At 74.4% G+C, this 13788-nt stretch carries 11 protein-coding genes; 7 read left to right on the top strand and 4 right to left on the bottom strand.

Annotated elements, in window-relative coordinates; all coding sequences use genetic code 11:
* Nucleotides 1-107: 107 nt before the first annotated feature.
* Nucleotides 108-2231 (bottom strand): bifunctional PIG-L family deacetylase/class I SAM-dependent methyltransferase, encoded by a 2124-nt coding sequence (locus tag NR073_RS06680; RefSeq protein WP_044659861.1) that lies wholly within the window; start codon nt 2229-2231, stop codon nt 108-110.
* Nucleotides 2228-3346, bottom strand: a complete 1119-nt coding sequence (locus tag NR073_RS06685) for an acyl-CoA hydrolase (RefSeq protein ID WP_044659858.1) — start codon at nt 3344-3346, stop codon at nt 2228-2230. Before NR073_RS06685 ends, NR073_RS06680 begins: the two co-directional genes overlap by 4 nt.
* Before the next feature lie 161 nt (nt 3347-3507).
* Here NR073_RS06685 and NR073_RS06690 point away from each other — a divergent pair, with 161 nt between their 5' ends.
* The 3 genes from NR073_RS06690 (at nt 3508) to NR073_RS06700 (ending at nt 7435) form a co-directional block, all read left to right on the top strand.
* Nucleotides 3508-3936 carry a Fur family transcriptional regulator gene (locus tag NR073_RS06690; protein ID WP_041103504.1) on the top strand — a complete coding sequence of 143 codons (429 nt, stop codon included), beginning with the start codon at nt 3508-3510 and terminating at the stop codon, nt 3934-3936.
* A gap of 67 nt (nt 3937-4003) precedes the next feature.
* Nucleotides 4004-5722: a phosphoglucomutase (alpha-D-glucose-1,6-bisphosphate-dependent) gene (gene pgm, locus NR073_RS06695; protein WP_044659857.1), complete on the top strand. Its 1719-nt coding sequence runs from the start codon at nt 4004-4006 to the stop codon at nt 5720-5722.
* A gap of 207 nt (nt 5723-5929) precedes the next feature.
* Nucleotides 5930-7435, top strand: coding sequence for an aldehyde dehydrogenase family protein (locus NR073_RS06700; RefSeq protein WP_061867219.1), 1506 nt, complete (start codon nt 5930-5932; stop codon nt 7433-7435).
* A gap of 11 nt (nt 7436-7446) precedes the next feature.
* On the opposite strand, the gene NR073_RS06705 is transcribed toward NR073_RS06700, so the two are convergent.
* Nucleotides 7447-8286 carry a glycerophosphodiester phosphodiesterase gene (locus NR073_RS06705; protein ID WP_061867215.1) on the bottom strand — a complete coding sequence of 280 codons (840 nt, stop codon included), beginning with the start codon at nt 8284-8286 and terminating at the stop codon, nt 7447-7449.
* A 130-nt stretch (nt 8287-8416) separates the two neighbouring features.
* Nucleotides 8417-8875 (bottom strand): Lrp/AsnC family transcriptional regulator, encoded by a 459-nt coding sequence (locus tag NR073_RS06710; RefSeq protein ID WP_061867214.1) that lies wholly within the window; start codon nt 8873-8875, stop codon nt 8417-8419.
* A 123-nt stretch (nt 8876-8998) separates the two neighbouring features.
* On the opposite strand from NR073_RS06710, the gene NR073_RS06715 reads away from it, so the two are divergent.
* The 4 genes from NR073_RS06715 to NR073_RS06730 all read left to right on the top strand — a co-directional run bounded on the left by NR073_RS06715 (nt 8999) and on the right by NR073_RS06730 (nt 13788).
* A complete protein-coding gene (locus NR073_RS06715; RefSeq protein WP_061867213.1) occupies nt 8999-10429 on the top strand; it encodes a DUF6421 family protein in 1431 nt (476 codons plus the stop codon).
* 3 nt (nt 10430-10432) lie between these two features.
* Nucleotides 10433-11110: an SDR family oxidoreductase gene (locus tag NR073_RS06720; protein WP_061867212.1), complete on the top strand. Its 678-nt coding sequence runs from the start codon at nt 10433-10435 to the stop codon at nt 11108-11110.
* Between the two features lies 1 nt (nt 11111).
* On the top strand, nt 11112-12185 hold the full coding sequence (locus tag NR073_RS06725) for a low specificity L-threonine aldolase (protein ID WP_061873126.1): 1074 nt from the start codon (nt 11112-11114) through the stop codon (nt 12183-12185).
* Between the two features lie 100 nt (nt 12186-12285).
* Nucleotides 12286-13788 (top strand): amino acid permease, encoded by a 1503-nt coding sequence (locus tag NR073_RS06730; protein WP_061867210.1) that lies wholly within the window; start codon nt 12286-12288, stop codon nt 13786-13788.

Here is a 13788-nt window from a genome sequence, read left to right on the forward strand (position 1 = left end):
GTGGTCCTGAATGCTGTGATCGCATGGTCAAAACGATTGTCAGACATGCCCTAGGCGGTGCCCCCCCGGACCCGGCCCGGCCCCGCGCCCCTGCTCCCCGGCCGGCCTCACCCGGGCCGGCCCACCGCCTTGAGGTACCCGGAGAACCCGCCGGGGGTCCGCCCCTCCAGGCGGGACGAGGTGAGCACGCGGGTGGTGTCGGTGGCGATCACGCGCACCCGGCGGCCGTCACCGCCGTCGCGCTCCCCCGCCAGGGCCCGCACGGCCTCGGCCAGGCCGACGTCCTCGTGCTCGGCCACCGGCGGGAACCCGCCCACGGCCTCGTACAGCGACCACGGCAGTCCCAGGTTGGCCCCGTGCACGTGCGGGTGCCCCTCCTCGTGCCGGTAGCCGCGGAGCCAGGCCTGCCGCAGCGGCCCCTGGTGCACGTCCACCGTGCCCAGCACGAGCACCTCGTCGCGGCCGGCGGCCACGGTCTGCGCCAGCAGCCAGTCGGCGGGGACGCGGCTGTCCGCGTCGGTGGAGGCGAGCCAGAGGCGCTCGGCCGGCACGTCGGGGAACAGCGCGCGGGCCCGGCAGGCGCCCTCGAGGCGGGCCCGCCCGACGCCGGCCTGCCCGGCGGTCGGCTCCCCCAGTTCGAGGACGTGGATGCGCGGGTCGGCGGCGCGGGCCTCGAGGGCGGCGGCCACCGTGGCGTCCTCGCAGCGGTCCGCGGCGACCACGACCGCGGCCGTGCCCTGCGCGTGGTGCTCCTCCCAGCGGTCCAGGGCGGCGGTGAGGGCCGCGAGCGCGGCCGGCAGCCGCTCCTGTTCGTCCTTGGCGGGCACCACGACGACGGCATGGGTCGCGGCGGCGGCCCGCACGTGGAGGCTGATCCGGAAGTCGTCCTCCACAAGCTCGGTGCGCAGCCGCCAGCGCGGGTCGGCTGCGACGCGCGCGTGCACGGCGTCCCCGTCCAGCGGCCAGCCCTCGATGGGGTGGCGCCAGTGGCACAGCAGCAGCTCGCCGCCGGGGGCGAGCGCGGCGTCGGCGTCGTCGATCAGCGCGTCGAGCTCCTCGGGCTGCAGGAAGTAGCCGATCTCGGAGGCGATCACGAGGTCCGCGCCGGCGACGTCGGCCGGCCAGTCCGCGGGCAGCACGGCTCGGCGCACCTCGGCGTGCGGCGCGCCGGCCAGCCGGGCGGCGGCGCGCTCGACGGCGGTGGAGGACGCCTCGAGGCCGACCACGCGGTCCGCGCGCGCGGCCACGTCCGCGGTGAGCACGCCGATGGACGCGCCCGCCTCCACCACGGTCCCGTAGCGGGGCCGGGGCAGGGCGGCGAGGGTGAGCGCCCGTTTGCGGGCCTCGTACGACGAGCTGAGGTAGCGCCACGGGTCCTCCTGGGCCCGATAGAGCCGGTCGAAGACGGCGGCGGCCCGGTTGGCGTCGGCGTCGTCGGGGCCGGAGACGCGGTGGGCCTCGAACGGGCGCTCGTGGTGGGCGAGCACGACGGGGCCGAGGATCGCCTCGTCGCCGGGCGCGTCGGAGAGGGGCCGGACCTGGGAGGCGTGCGCGTCGAGGGCGGCACGGCGGGCGGCCCGGTCGTCGTCGGTGAGCGGCAGCCGTCGGTAGCGGCGGGCGGGCAGGTCGGCCGGGTCGGCCCAGTGCCAGAACCAGATGGGGAAGGCGTAGAGCGGCAGGTCGCACTCGCCCGCGACCGCGCCGACGGCGCGGCCGACGGCCTCGTGGTCCGCGTGGCCGTCGCCGGGGTCGTGGGAGGCGAGCACGGCGGGGCCGGGGTGGGCGTCGAGGGCCGCGGCGACGGCGTCGCGCACGGCGTCCTCGTGCTCGGCCACGCCGGAGTCGGGCAGGGCCAGGGATGCCCAGGTCAGCCGGTCCCGCGCCGGGGAGCCGGGGCCCGCGGAGGCGGGCAGGCCGGCGGCGAGGGCGTCGAGGGCGTGCTCCATCTCGTCCCGGCGCAGCCGGACCAGGTCCTCGGGCGTGTGCGTGGGCGAGTGCGGGTGGGAGGCCTCGCCGGCGGTGGCGACCAGCACGTGCACGCGTGCCCCGCCGCGCAGGGCGGAGCGGATCAGGCCGGTGGCGGCGAGGGTCTCGTCGTCCGGGTGCGCCACGGCCAGGAGCAGCAGCGTCTGCGCGTCCCAGACGGGCAGGCGCAGCTCCGGCAGCTCGCCGACGCCGCCCTCGGCCCAGGCCGCCTCGGACGTGCCGTCGTCGGTGTGGGAGAAGCTCACCACGTCCAGCCGCCGTCGGTCTCGCCGGTCAGGAGCGCGGCGCCCAGCCGGGCGTCGTCGCGGTGTCCGTGGTGCTGGCGCAGGTAGACCTGCAGGTCGGCGACGGCGCGGGCGTGCGCGGCGCTGCCGGTGAGCGGGCCGGGGCCGGTGGCCTGCCCGACGACGTCCATCACCTCGGTGCACAGCTGCGCCACGGTGCCGCGGATCCGGTCGGCCTCGACCATGCCGCGGCCGTGGTCCAGGCGGCCGGCGTCCACGTCGTCGGCGGCACGGGCGAGCAGGGCGGCCATCGCATGGAGCAGCCGGTCGACGCGGCCGAGCGCCGCCTGGCCGATCTGGTCCGGGCCCGGTCCGCGGCCCTCGGCCTCGGCGGCCGCGCGGGCGGCGGTGGCGTTCCGCAGGGTGCGGGCGATGCCGACGGCGCCGCCGAACCACACCGCCGCCACGCCGATGCCGCCCCACGCGAAGCCGGGCCGGCGCAGGTACCACTCGGCGCCGCCGACGGCACTGCCGGGGACGGCGTCGAAGGCCAGGCCCACCGTGCGGATCGGGGCGAGGCCGAGCGCGGGCCAGGCCGAGTCGGTCTCGGCCACGCCGGGGTGGGACAGGTCCACGAGCACGGCGCGGCGGGTGCCGTCCGCCTCCCGGCCGGTCACGACGGCGGCCGCGCACCGGTCCGCGAGCGAGCACCACGGCTTCTCGCCGTCGAGCAGCCAGGCGGTGTCGGGGCCGTCCGGGGCGGGGCGGAGGGCCGGGGTGCGGCCGCCGGACTCGGAGGCGTAGACGCCGAGCAGCCCGGCCGGGGCGGGGACGCCGGCCTGGGACAGGATCGAGAGCGCGTCCAGATGGGGCTCGAGCACGCGGGCGGCCGAGAGGTCCTGCGCGGCGACGGAGGCGAGCAGCTCCCACTGCTCCCGGGTGCGCCCCGCGCCGGTCAGCGGCAGGTCGAGCGGGGCGGCGTCTTCGCCGGACGCGGCACCGGACGCCGCACGGAGCAGCCCGACCATCGCGTCGACGTCGCCGCCGCAGGCCGCGGCGGCCGCGAGGAGGGCCTGCTCGGCCGGGCGGTCCACGGCTCCACCCGGGACGAGACGGACGGGCTCGGGCTGGGCCATGGGTGGGGACCTCCTCGTCGACGGCGCCCGGGCCGGTGCGCCCCGGGGTCGAGGATTCACCGTAGTCAGCACGGGCACGGCGGGGAATGGCCGGTGCGCCGGGGGCGAAGCAGCCCGCTCTTTCTTGACATGTTCCAGAGAACCGGATGGGATCGACTGGCATGGAGACCACGACGCGGGATGAGGACGAGCGCACGCTGCTGCGCGGCGTCGGCCTGCGCGTGACCCGGCCCCGCCTGGCGGTGCTGACCGCCCTCGCCGACCACCCCCACGCGGACGCGTCCACCGTGCTGACCGCCGTGCGTCGGGCCCTGCCCGGCACCTCGCACCAGGCCGTCTACGACTGCCTCCACGCGCTCACCGAGGCCGGGCTCGTGCGCTCCCTGCAGCCCGCCGGCTCCCCGGCCCGCTACGAGATCTGCACGGGCGACAACCACCACCACCTCGTGTGCCGCGGCTGCGGCACGGTCGTGGACGTGCCGTGCCGCACCGGCTCCGCCCCGTGCCTCGACGCCCCCGAGGACCACGGCTTCGCGGTCGACGAGGCCGAGGTCTACTACTGGGGGCTGTGCTCCGGCTGCCGGGAGTGACCGCCGGCGTCGTCCCGCTGGGCCGCGCGTCTTCCCCCGTCCGCCCGCCCGTGCCAAGGTGAGGCACATGACCGAGAACACCGCCGCCCTGCCCGCCGCCGAGCGTCCCGGCACCCCCGCCCTGCCGCAGGACCTCATCGACGTCGACGCCCTCCTGGAGGCGTACCGCACCGGTCACCCGGACGTGACGGACCCGACGCAGAAGGTCGTGTTCGGCACCTCCGGCCACCGCGGCTCCGCGTTCACGACCTCGTTCAACGACGACCACATCGCCGCCATCACGCAGGCCGTGGTCGAGTACCGCGCGCACCACGGGATCACGGGGCCGGTCCTCGTCGGCAAGGACACGCACGCCCTGTCCGGGCCCGCGCAGGACACCGCCGTCGAGGTGCTGCTCGGCAACGACGTCGAGGTGCTCGTCGACTCCCGCGGCGGCTACACGCCCACCCCCGCCGTGTCCCACGCGATCCTGCACCTGAACGCCGGGCGCGAGCTGTCGCCGTCGGGCTTCGCGGTGGACGGGGACAACGCCGGCCTCGTGGACGGCCTCGTGATCACCCCCTCGCACAACCCGCCCGCGGACGGCGGCTTCAAGTACAACCCGCCCCACGGCGGCCCCGCGGACACCGAGGCGACCACGTGGATCGCCGACCGCGCCAACGAGCTGCTCGCCGGCGGGCTGGCGGGCGTGCACCGGGTGGCGGACGCCGACGTCGCCGGCCACGCGAAGCTGGGCAGCTTCGACTTCCTGGACCGGTACGTGTCCGATCTGCCGCAGGTGATCGACGTGGAGGCGATCCGCGAGGCGGGCGTGCGCATCGGCGCCGACCCCATGGGCGGGGCGTCCGTGGCGTACTGGGGCGAGATCGCCGACCGCCACGGGCTGGATCTGACCGTGGTGAACCCGGAGGTGGACCCGCGGTTCGGGTTCATGACCCTGGACTGGGACGGCAAGATCCGCATGGACTGCTCGTCGCCGAACGCGATGGCCTCGCTGATCGAGCGGATGACCCCGGACGCGGACGGGCAGGCGCCCTTCGACGTCGCCACCGGCAACGACGCCGACGCGGACCGGCACGGGATCGTCACCCCCGACGGCGGGCTGATGAACCCGAACCACTACCTCGCCGTGGCCATCGACTACCTGTATCGCCACCGCGAGCGGTGGCCCCAGAGCGCGGGCGTGGGCAAGACCCTGGTGAGCTCCTCGATGATCGACCGCGTGGCCGGGGACCTGGGCCGCGAGCTCGTGGAGGTGCCGGTGGGCTTCAAGTGGTTCGTGCCGGGCCTGCTGACGGGCACCGGTGTGTTCGGCGGCGAGGAGTCCGCGGGCGCGTCCTTCGTGCAGTTCGACGGCAGCCCGTGGTCCACGGACAAGGATGGGCTGCTGCTGTGCCTGCTGGCTGCGGAGATCATCGCCGTGACGGGCCAGTCCCCGTCCGAGCGGTACCGCGACCTCGTGGCCCTGCACGGCGACCCGGCGTACGCGCGCATCGACGCCCCCGCGACCGCCGAGCAGAAGGCGAAGCTGAAGACCCTCTCCCCCGACGACGTCCCCGTGACCGAGCTGGCCGGCGAGACCATCCTCGCGACGCTGACCAACGCCCCGGGCAACGACGCCCCGATCGGCGGGCTCAAGGTGGTGACGCAGCACGCGTGGTTCGCGGCGCGGCCCTCCGGCACCGAGGACGTCTACAAGATCTACGCGGAGTCCTTCCGCGGCCCCGAGCACCTGACGCAGGTGCAGGCGGAGGCGCAGCGGCTGGTGGACGCGGTCATCGGCTGACCCCCGCCCCATCTCCCCTCCCCCCGTCCGCTTTCGTTCGGGAAACGGCGGCGTGTCGCACCGCTTTCGTTCGGGAAACAGCGGGGCGCGTGCGCCGTTTCCCGAACGAAAACGCCGTGGCGCCCGTCGGGGCGGCACCAGCGGCCGGAGGACGACGACGGCGCCCCGCCCTGCCGCCGCACAGGGCCGCTCGGTAGCGTGGCCGGCATGAGCACGCAGCCCCCCGGCCTGACCACCGACTCCCCCGACTCCCCCGCCGACGATCCGGTCCGCGAGCCGTTGCCCACCGAGGCCCTGCCGATCGCGCCGGCCGGGCCCCGACCCGAGGAGCCGCGGGCCGCCGTCGAGCGGCTGCGCGCCGCCGCCCGCTCCCGCGCCGCCCACCCGCGCGCGGTGCGGGTGCGCCAGCTCAAGGGCCTGAAGCGGATGCTGACCGAGCACGCGGACCGGTTCGTCGCGGCGCTCGGCACGGACCTGGGCAAGCCGGCCACCGAGGCGCTGATCACGGAGATCGTCTCGGTGCGCTCCGAGGTGGACCACGCGCTGCTGCACCTGACCGACTGGATGGAGCCGCGGCCCGTGAAGCTGCCGCTGGCCCTGCGGCCCGCGAGCGCGGAGGTCAGGCCGCGGCCCAAGGGTCTCGTGCTGGTCATCGGCGCGTGGAACTACCCGGTGCAGCTCGCGCTCGCCCCGGTCGTGGGTGCGCTGGCGGCCGGCAACACGGTGGTGCTCAGCCCGTCGGAGAAGGCCCCGGCCACGGCGGCGGCGCTGCGGGAGCTGGTGCCGCAGTACCTGGACTCCGCGCTGGTCTCCGTGGTGGCGGGCGGCAAGGAGTGCAACACCGCGCTGCTGGCGGAGCCGTGGGACCACATCCTCTACACCGGCGGGGAGCGCGTGGGCCGGATCGTCTACGAGGCGGCGGCGAAGACCCTCTCCCCCGTGACGCTCGAGCTGGGCGGCAAGTCGCCGGCGGTGGTGACGCCGTCGCGGAACACGGGAGCGATGGCCCGCCGCATCGCGTGGGCGAAGTTCACCAACGCGGGCCAGACGTGCGTGGCCCCGGACTACGTGCTGGCCGTCGGCGAGGCCGCGCTGCGCCAGGTGACCGCCGAGCTCCCCGCAACCCTGCGCGAGTTCTACGGCGACGACCCCCGCGCGTCGAAGGACTACGGCCGGCTCATCTCCGCCGAGCACGCGGAGCGGCTGCGGGAGATGCTCCAGACGGACCTCGACGCCGGCGCCGAGCTGCTCGTCGGCGGCGACGTGGATGTGGCAGGACGGTACATGGCGCCGACCGTGGTGACGGGCGTGCGGCCCGACGGCGCGCTCATGCAGGAGGAGCTGTTCGGCCCGATCCTGCCCGTGCTGACCGTGGACACCTTCCAGGACGCCCTGGACTTCATCGCGGAGCGCCCGCACCCGCTGGCCGCCTACCTCTTCACGGACCGGCCGAGCTACCACCGCGCGTTCGACGACCAGGTGCAGGCCGGCGGCCTCGGCTACGACGTCGGCCTGCTGCACGCCGGCATCGCGACGCTGCCGTTCGGCGGGATCGGCGCGTCCGGGATGGGCGCGTACCACGGCATCCACGGGTTCGAGACGTTCTCCCACCTGCGCCCGTCCATCACGAAGTCGGACCAGGTGGACACGCTCAAGACCGCGTACCCGCCGTACGGGCGGATGAAGCGGGCGCTGCTGCCGAAGATGCTCTGAGGGGGCGGGGATCAGCGCTGCGGCCAGAAGCCGCGTCGGGCGTAGACCTCAGCGAGGACGTCGGCGCGGTCGGTCATGACGCCGTCGACGCCGAGGTCGAGCAGGCGCTCGATCTCCGCGGGCTCGTCCACGACCCACACGTGCACCGGCAGGCCCGCCGCGTGGCACCGCCGCACGAAGTCGGCGGTGGCCACGGGCACGCGGCCGTGCCGGACGGGCACCTGCACGCAGTCGACGTCGAGGGCGCACCGGCGCAGCCAGCGGGTCAGTCCCAGCGGGCCCAGCGTCACGAGCGCCGCGATGGCGGCCGCCCCGCCCGACGTCGCCACCCGCTCCGGCCCGTACGCCCGCTCGGGGTGGCCGAGGCGGGCGAGGGCGCGCCGGAAGAGGCGGCGCCGCGAGTCGTGGAACGAGGCGACGAGCACGCGGTCCCACGCGCCGTGCTCGGCGAGGATGCGGGCCAGGGCCGGGGCCGACGCGCGGTCCTTGAGGTCCACGTTGAGGCGCGCCTCGGGGAGCGCCGTGAGCAGTTCGGTGAAGCGCAGCAGCGGCTCCCCGCCGACCGTGACGTCCGCCAGCCGCTCCCACGTGTGGTCGCGCAGCCGGCCGCGGCCCGTGCTGACGCGGTCCAGGGTCTCGTCGTGGAACACGACGAGCTCGCCGTCCGCCGTGGTGCGCACGTCCAGCTCGAGGTAGGTGAATCCGGCGGCGTGGGCGTCCACGAACGCGGCCAGGGAGTTCTCCCGGTCGACGGCGGCGCCCCGGTGGGCGAACCCCAGCGGGTGGCCGCGACGGGCGGGGACGGAGTCGGTGAGGTAGGCGGGGGCGGGACGGGGCGAGGTCGGACGCACGGGATCACCGTAGCGGGACGGGCGGTGGGGTACTCACTGCCGCAGCCGGGAACGCGAGAGGTCGGAATGAGCGTCAGATCCGCCCTCATTCCGACCTCTCGCGTGACCGGAGGGGCCGAAGCGCCCGCCCTCAGTCCTCGACCGGGAGCTCCAGCATGGGACGGTGCTCGTAGAAGGTCTGCAGCACCACGATGGTCCGGGTGGACACCGACGCCGTCTGTCGGATCTCCGTCACGAGGGCCTCGAGCTCGCGCGGTGAGCCCACGCGCACGAAGAGCATGTACGCGGCGTCGCCGGCCACGGAGTGGCACGCCTCGATCGCCGCGATGGACTCGAGGAGCTCGGGGGCGTCGTCGGGCTGGCGCGGGTCCAGCGGGCTGATCTCGATGAACGCGGAGAGCGGCCTGCCCACGGCCTCGGGGTCGAGCAGCGCACGGTAGCCCGTGATGACGCCCGTGCTCTCGAGCCGGCGCAGGCGCGCCTGCACGGCGGAGGTCGAGAGGCCGACCCGCTCGGAGAGCTGGGCGAGCGTGGCGCGCGGGTCATGGGAGACGGCGGCCGCAAGCCGCCCGTCGACAGGGTCGTCCATGCGCCGCACGCTATCAGCCGGCCCCGGCCGCCGGGTTGACAGCCCCATGCCCTCATGGAACCCTTCCGGCAAGTGATCCGCATCACCGGATATTTTCCGGCGATTCGACCTCAGGAAGGTTCCATGTCCACCACTCTGCAGCCCGCCCGGACCGACGGCGTTGCCTCGGAGGCCCCGGCCGACGCGCGCACCGTCGAGACCCACCCGGCCTGGCTCCGCCTCAAGGCCGCCGCCACCGCCCTGCAGCCTCTGCAGGTCAAGGACGGCTCCATCCCGGACCCGGCGGACCACGCCGCCGCGCGCGAGCACGTGGAGACCATCGTCGCCGCCGTCGAGGAGCTCGCCCCGCTCTTCCCGCACGACGCCGCCTACCTCGCCGCCCTGCCCCGCGACTTCGCGCGCTGGGCTGACGGCGGCTTCGCCGAACCCGACTTCCTGGACTCCCTCGTCGCCTTCCAGCCGCAGGAGCACCGCGTCGACGGCGTCCGGCACCTCATGGTCTTCCCGATGTACACGCAGAACGGCTCCCCCGACCGGCACGTGGAGGCCCTGATCGTCGAGACCATCTGGCCCGAGTTCATCGCCGAGCTCGAGGCCGGCGACTATGGCAACCGCCTCTTCGTCTCCCTGCGCCTGATCGACTTCACCCCCGGCTACGACACGAACTCGGCGGTGCTCTTCCCCGAGACCGTGGCCATGCGCGAGATCCCCACCTTCACGTGGGGCGCCATCTTCCAGGACCGCGAGGCCGCCCGCTTCCGTCGGGTCGTCACCGCCGCCGCCGAGGTCACCCAGCTCGAGCTCCCGGCCGAGCTCGCCGAACTGCTCTCCAGCCAGGAGCTCGCCGAGGGCACCTTCGTGATGTGGGACCTCATCCACGACCGCACGCACATGCGCGGCGACCTGCCCTTCGACCCGTTCATGATCAAGCAGCGCATGCCCTTCTTCCTCTACACGCTCGAGGAGATGCGCTGCGACATGACCGCCTTCCGCGAGTGCGTGGCGATCGAGCGCCGCCTCACGGCGCGCGCCGCCGCCGGCGAGCAGCTCACCGCGCTCGAGGAGCAGACCCGCCGCCACGCCGGGCTCGTGCAGCACGCCGTCCTCTTCGACCGGGTCTTCCGCTTCGCCCTCACCGGCTCCCGCGTCCGCAACTACGACGGCCTCGGCGGCCAGCTGCTCTTCGCCTGGCTGCACCGCAAGGACGTGATCCAGTGGCGCGACGTCGAGCTCAGCGTGGACTGGGACCGGCTCGCCGACGCCGTCGTCGAGCTGGGCGACGCCATCGACACGCTCTACTGGGAGTCCATCGACCGCCCCAAGACCGTGCACTGGCTCCAGGCCTACGAGCTCGTCGCCTCCGTGGTCACCCCGCACCCGGCCTCCGTGTGGGCGCAGGGCCTGCCGCGCGAGGTGCTCGCCGGCCCACCCAAGGGCTACACCGACCTCGTGCTCGACGACGAGTTCCCGCTGTCCATGTTCTTCGAGGCCCTCGAGAAGAAGATGCGCGGCGTCATCGAGTCCACCGCCGGGATCCGCGGCACGGACGCCTGACCCGTGGCCGCCCTGACCGACCGCGCCGTCCTGATCGCGGGCGCCACGAGCGCCTCGGGCCGGGCCGCCGCCCGCACCCTCCTCGACGCCGGCGCGCACGTCGTCGCGACCGGGCGCGACGCCGCGAAGCTCGCCCCCCTCGCCGAACTCGGCGCCGAGACCGCGGCCCTGGACCTCACGGACGAGACCGCCGTCCGCGGCCTCGTCGAGGACCTGCACGCCCGCGGCACCCGGATCGACGGCCTGCTCCACCTGGTGGGCGGCTGGCGCGGCGGCGGGGGCCTCGCCGGCCAGACCGAGGAGGACTACCGCGCCCTCGAGGCCTCGTTCACGGCGCTGCGGCACGTGAGCCGGGCCCTCGACGACGACCTGCGGGCCTCGTCCGCCGGTCGCCTCGCGATCGTCTCGTCCACGGCGGTGACCCGGCCGCTCGCCGGCGGTGCGAACTACGCCGCGGTGAAGGCGGCGAGCGAGGCATGGACCCGCGCGGTGGCGCAGGGCTGGGCCAAGGCCGCCCGGGACGCGGGGACCCCGCTGCGCTCGGCGGCCGTCGTGTTCCGCGTGACCTCCCTCGCCGGGCTCGAGGCACGGCTGGCCGAGGAGTACACGCGACTGTGGGAGGCTGAGGCGGGCGCGCTGAACGACGCCGTCCTCACGCTCCAGGAGAAGGGAACGGACTGACATGCAGAGGATCCACGATCCGCAGGAGCGGGGCTTCGCCTCGGACAACTACTCCGGCGTCCACCCGGAGGTGCTCGCGGCGATCGCCGAGGCCAACGGGGGCCACCAGGTCGCCTACGGCGAGGACGTGTACACGGCCCGCCTCCAGGAGGTCGTGGCCCAGCACTTCGGCGAGGACGCCACCGTGTGGCCGATGTTCAACGGCACCGGGGCGAACGTCGTCGGGCTCCAGGCCATGCTGCCCCGCTGGGGCGCGGTGATCTGCGCGGACACCGCGCACATCCACGTGGACGAGGGCGGCGCGCCCGAGAAGTCCGCCGGCATCAAGCTGCTGCCCGTGGCCACCGACGACGGCAAGCTCACCCCCGAGCTGATCGCCGCCGAGGCCTGGGGCTGGGGTGACGAGCACCGCGCCCAGCCCCTGGTCGTCTACCTCACCCAGTCCACCGAGCTCGGCACGGTCTACACCCCGGACGAGGTCAAGGCCATCACGGACTACGCCCACGAGCACGGGATGCGCGTCTACATGGACGGCGCCCGCATCGCCAATGCCGCGGCCTCCCTGGGCCTGCCGCTGCGCGCCTTCACCACCGACGTCGGCGTGGACGTGCTCTCCCTCGGCGGCACCAAGAACGGGGCGCTGCTGGCCGAGGCCGTCGTCGTGCTCGACCCGGACGCCGCGGACGGCCTCGTGTACCTGCGCAAGAACCAGATGCAGCTGGCCTCGAAGATGCGCTTCATCTCGGCGCAGCTGCTCGCCCTGTTCGACGGCGACCTGTACCTGCGCTCCGCCCGCCACGCCAACGCCATGGCCGCCCGGCTGCGCGCCGGCATCGAGGCGGGGGTCGCCGACGGCTCGCTGGCCGGCGTCGAGTTCACGCAGGCCACGGACGCCAACGCCGTGTTCGCCGTCCTGCCCGAGGGCGTGGCCGACCGGCTGCGCGCCCGCTTCCGGTTCTACGACTGGGACGCGGCGCGCCGCGAGGTGCGCTGGGTGTGCGGCTTCGACACGACCGAGGAGGACGTGGACGCGTTCACGGCGGCGCTGCGCGCCGAACTCGTCCCCGCCGTCTGACGGACGCGCCCGGCCGGGATACCCTTCTACCACCGTGCAGCAGGGTGGGACGCCGCGGCCTTCGACGCGCGTCCGACCGCTCCTCCACCGAAAGGCCACCGTGGACACCAGCGCACCCCGGACGTCCCCGTCGACGCCGCGCGCCTCCGCCGCCCACGCCACCCATGAGGGCGGCTCCCTGCAACGCACCCTCAAGTCCCGGCACCTGACGATGATCGCGATGGGCGGCGCCATCGGCACGGGCCTGTTCGTGGCCTCGGGCAACACCATCGCGACCGCCGGCCCCGGTGGCGCCCTCGTGGCCTATGTGGCCATCGGCTTCATGGTGTTCCTGCTGATGCAGTCGCTCGGCGAGATGTCCACGTACCTGCCGGTCTCCGGCGCGTTCGAGGAGTACTCGACCCGCTTCGTGAGCCCCTCGTTCGGCTTCGCCATCGGCTGGAACTACTGGTACAACTGGGCGATCACGGTGGCCGCCGAGCTCGTCGCGGCGGCCCTGATCATGCGGTACTGGCTCCCGGACGTGCCCTCGTGGATCTGGTCCGCGATCTTCCTCGCGCTGCTCTTCGGCCTCAACGCCCTCTCCACGCGCGCCTACGGCGAGAGCGAGTTCTGGTTCTCGCTCATCAAGGTCGCCACGGTGGTGATCTTCCTGGTGCTCGGCGTCCTGATGATCGTCGGCATCCTCGGCGGCTCCTCCCCCGGCTTCCACAACTGGACGGACGGCGAGGCCCCCTTCGTGGGCGGCGGCGCCGGCATCCTGGCGATCTTCATGGTGGCCGGCTTCTCCTTCCAGGGCACCGAGCTGGTCGGCGTGGCCGCGGGCGAGGCCGAGGACCCGGAGAAGAACGTGCCCAAGGCGATCCGCACCGTGTTCGTGCGCATCCTGCTCTTCTACGTCGGCGCGATCACCGTCGTCGGCTTCCTCATCCCCTACACCAGCCCCCACCTGCTGGGCAGCGACGTCGAGGACATCTCGATCTCCCCGTTCACGCTCGTCTTCGAGAACGCGGGCGTGCTCGCCGCCGCCTCCGTGATGAACGCCGTGATCCTCACGGCCATCCTCTCCGCGGGCAACTCGGGCCTGTACGCCTCCACCCGCATGCTCTGGGCCCTGGCCGACTCCGGCAAGGCCCCGCGCTTCCTGGCGAAGGTGAACCGGCGCGGCGTGCCCATGAACGCCCTCTACGCCACCACCGCGGTGGGCGCGGCGTGCTTCCTGACCACGTTCATCGGGGACGGCGCCGCCTACGTGTGGCTCGTCTCCGCCTCGGGCCTGGCCGGGTTCATCGTGTGGATGGGCATCGCCTGGAGCCACTACCGGTTCCGGCGGGCCTACGTCGCGCAGGGCCACGACCCGAAGGACCTGCCCTACCGCGCCTTCCTGTTCCCCCTGGGCCCGATCGTCGCGCTGGTCATGTGCGCCGTCGTGATCCTCGGCCAGAACTACCAGGCGTTCATGGGCGACGTGGACCTCGTGGCCGTGGCCAGCGCGTACATCGGCCTGCCCCTGTTCCTCGCGCTGTGGCTCGGCCACAAGCTCGTCACCGGCTCGAAGCCGGTCCGCTACGAGGACGCCGACCTCACCCGCGTCCTGGACTGA

Origin of the sequence: Micrococcus sp. Mcc28 (assembly GCF_024519775.1) — a bacterium.
GTDB classification, from domain to species: Bacteria; Actinomycetota; Actinomycetes; order Actinomycetales; family Micrococcaceae; genus Micrococcus; species Micrococcus luteus.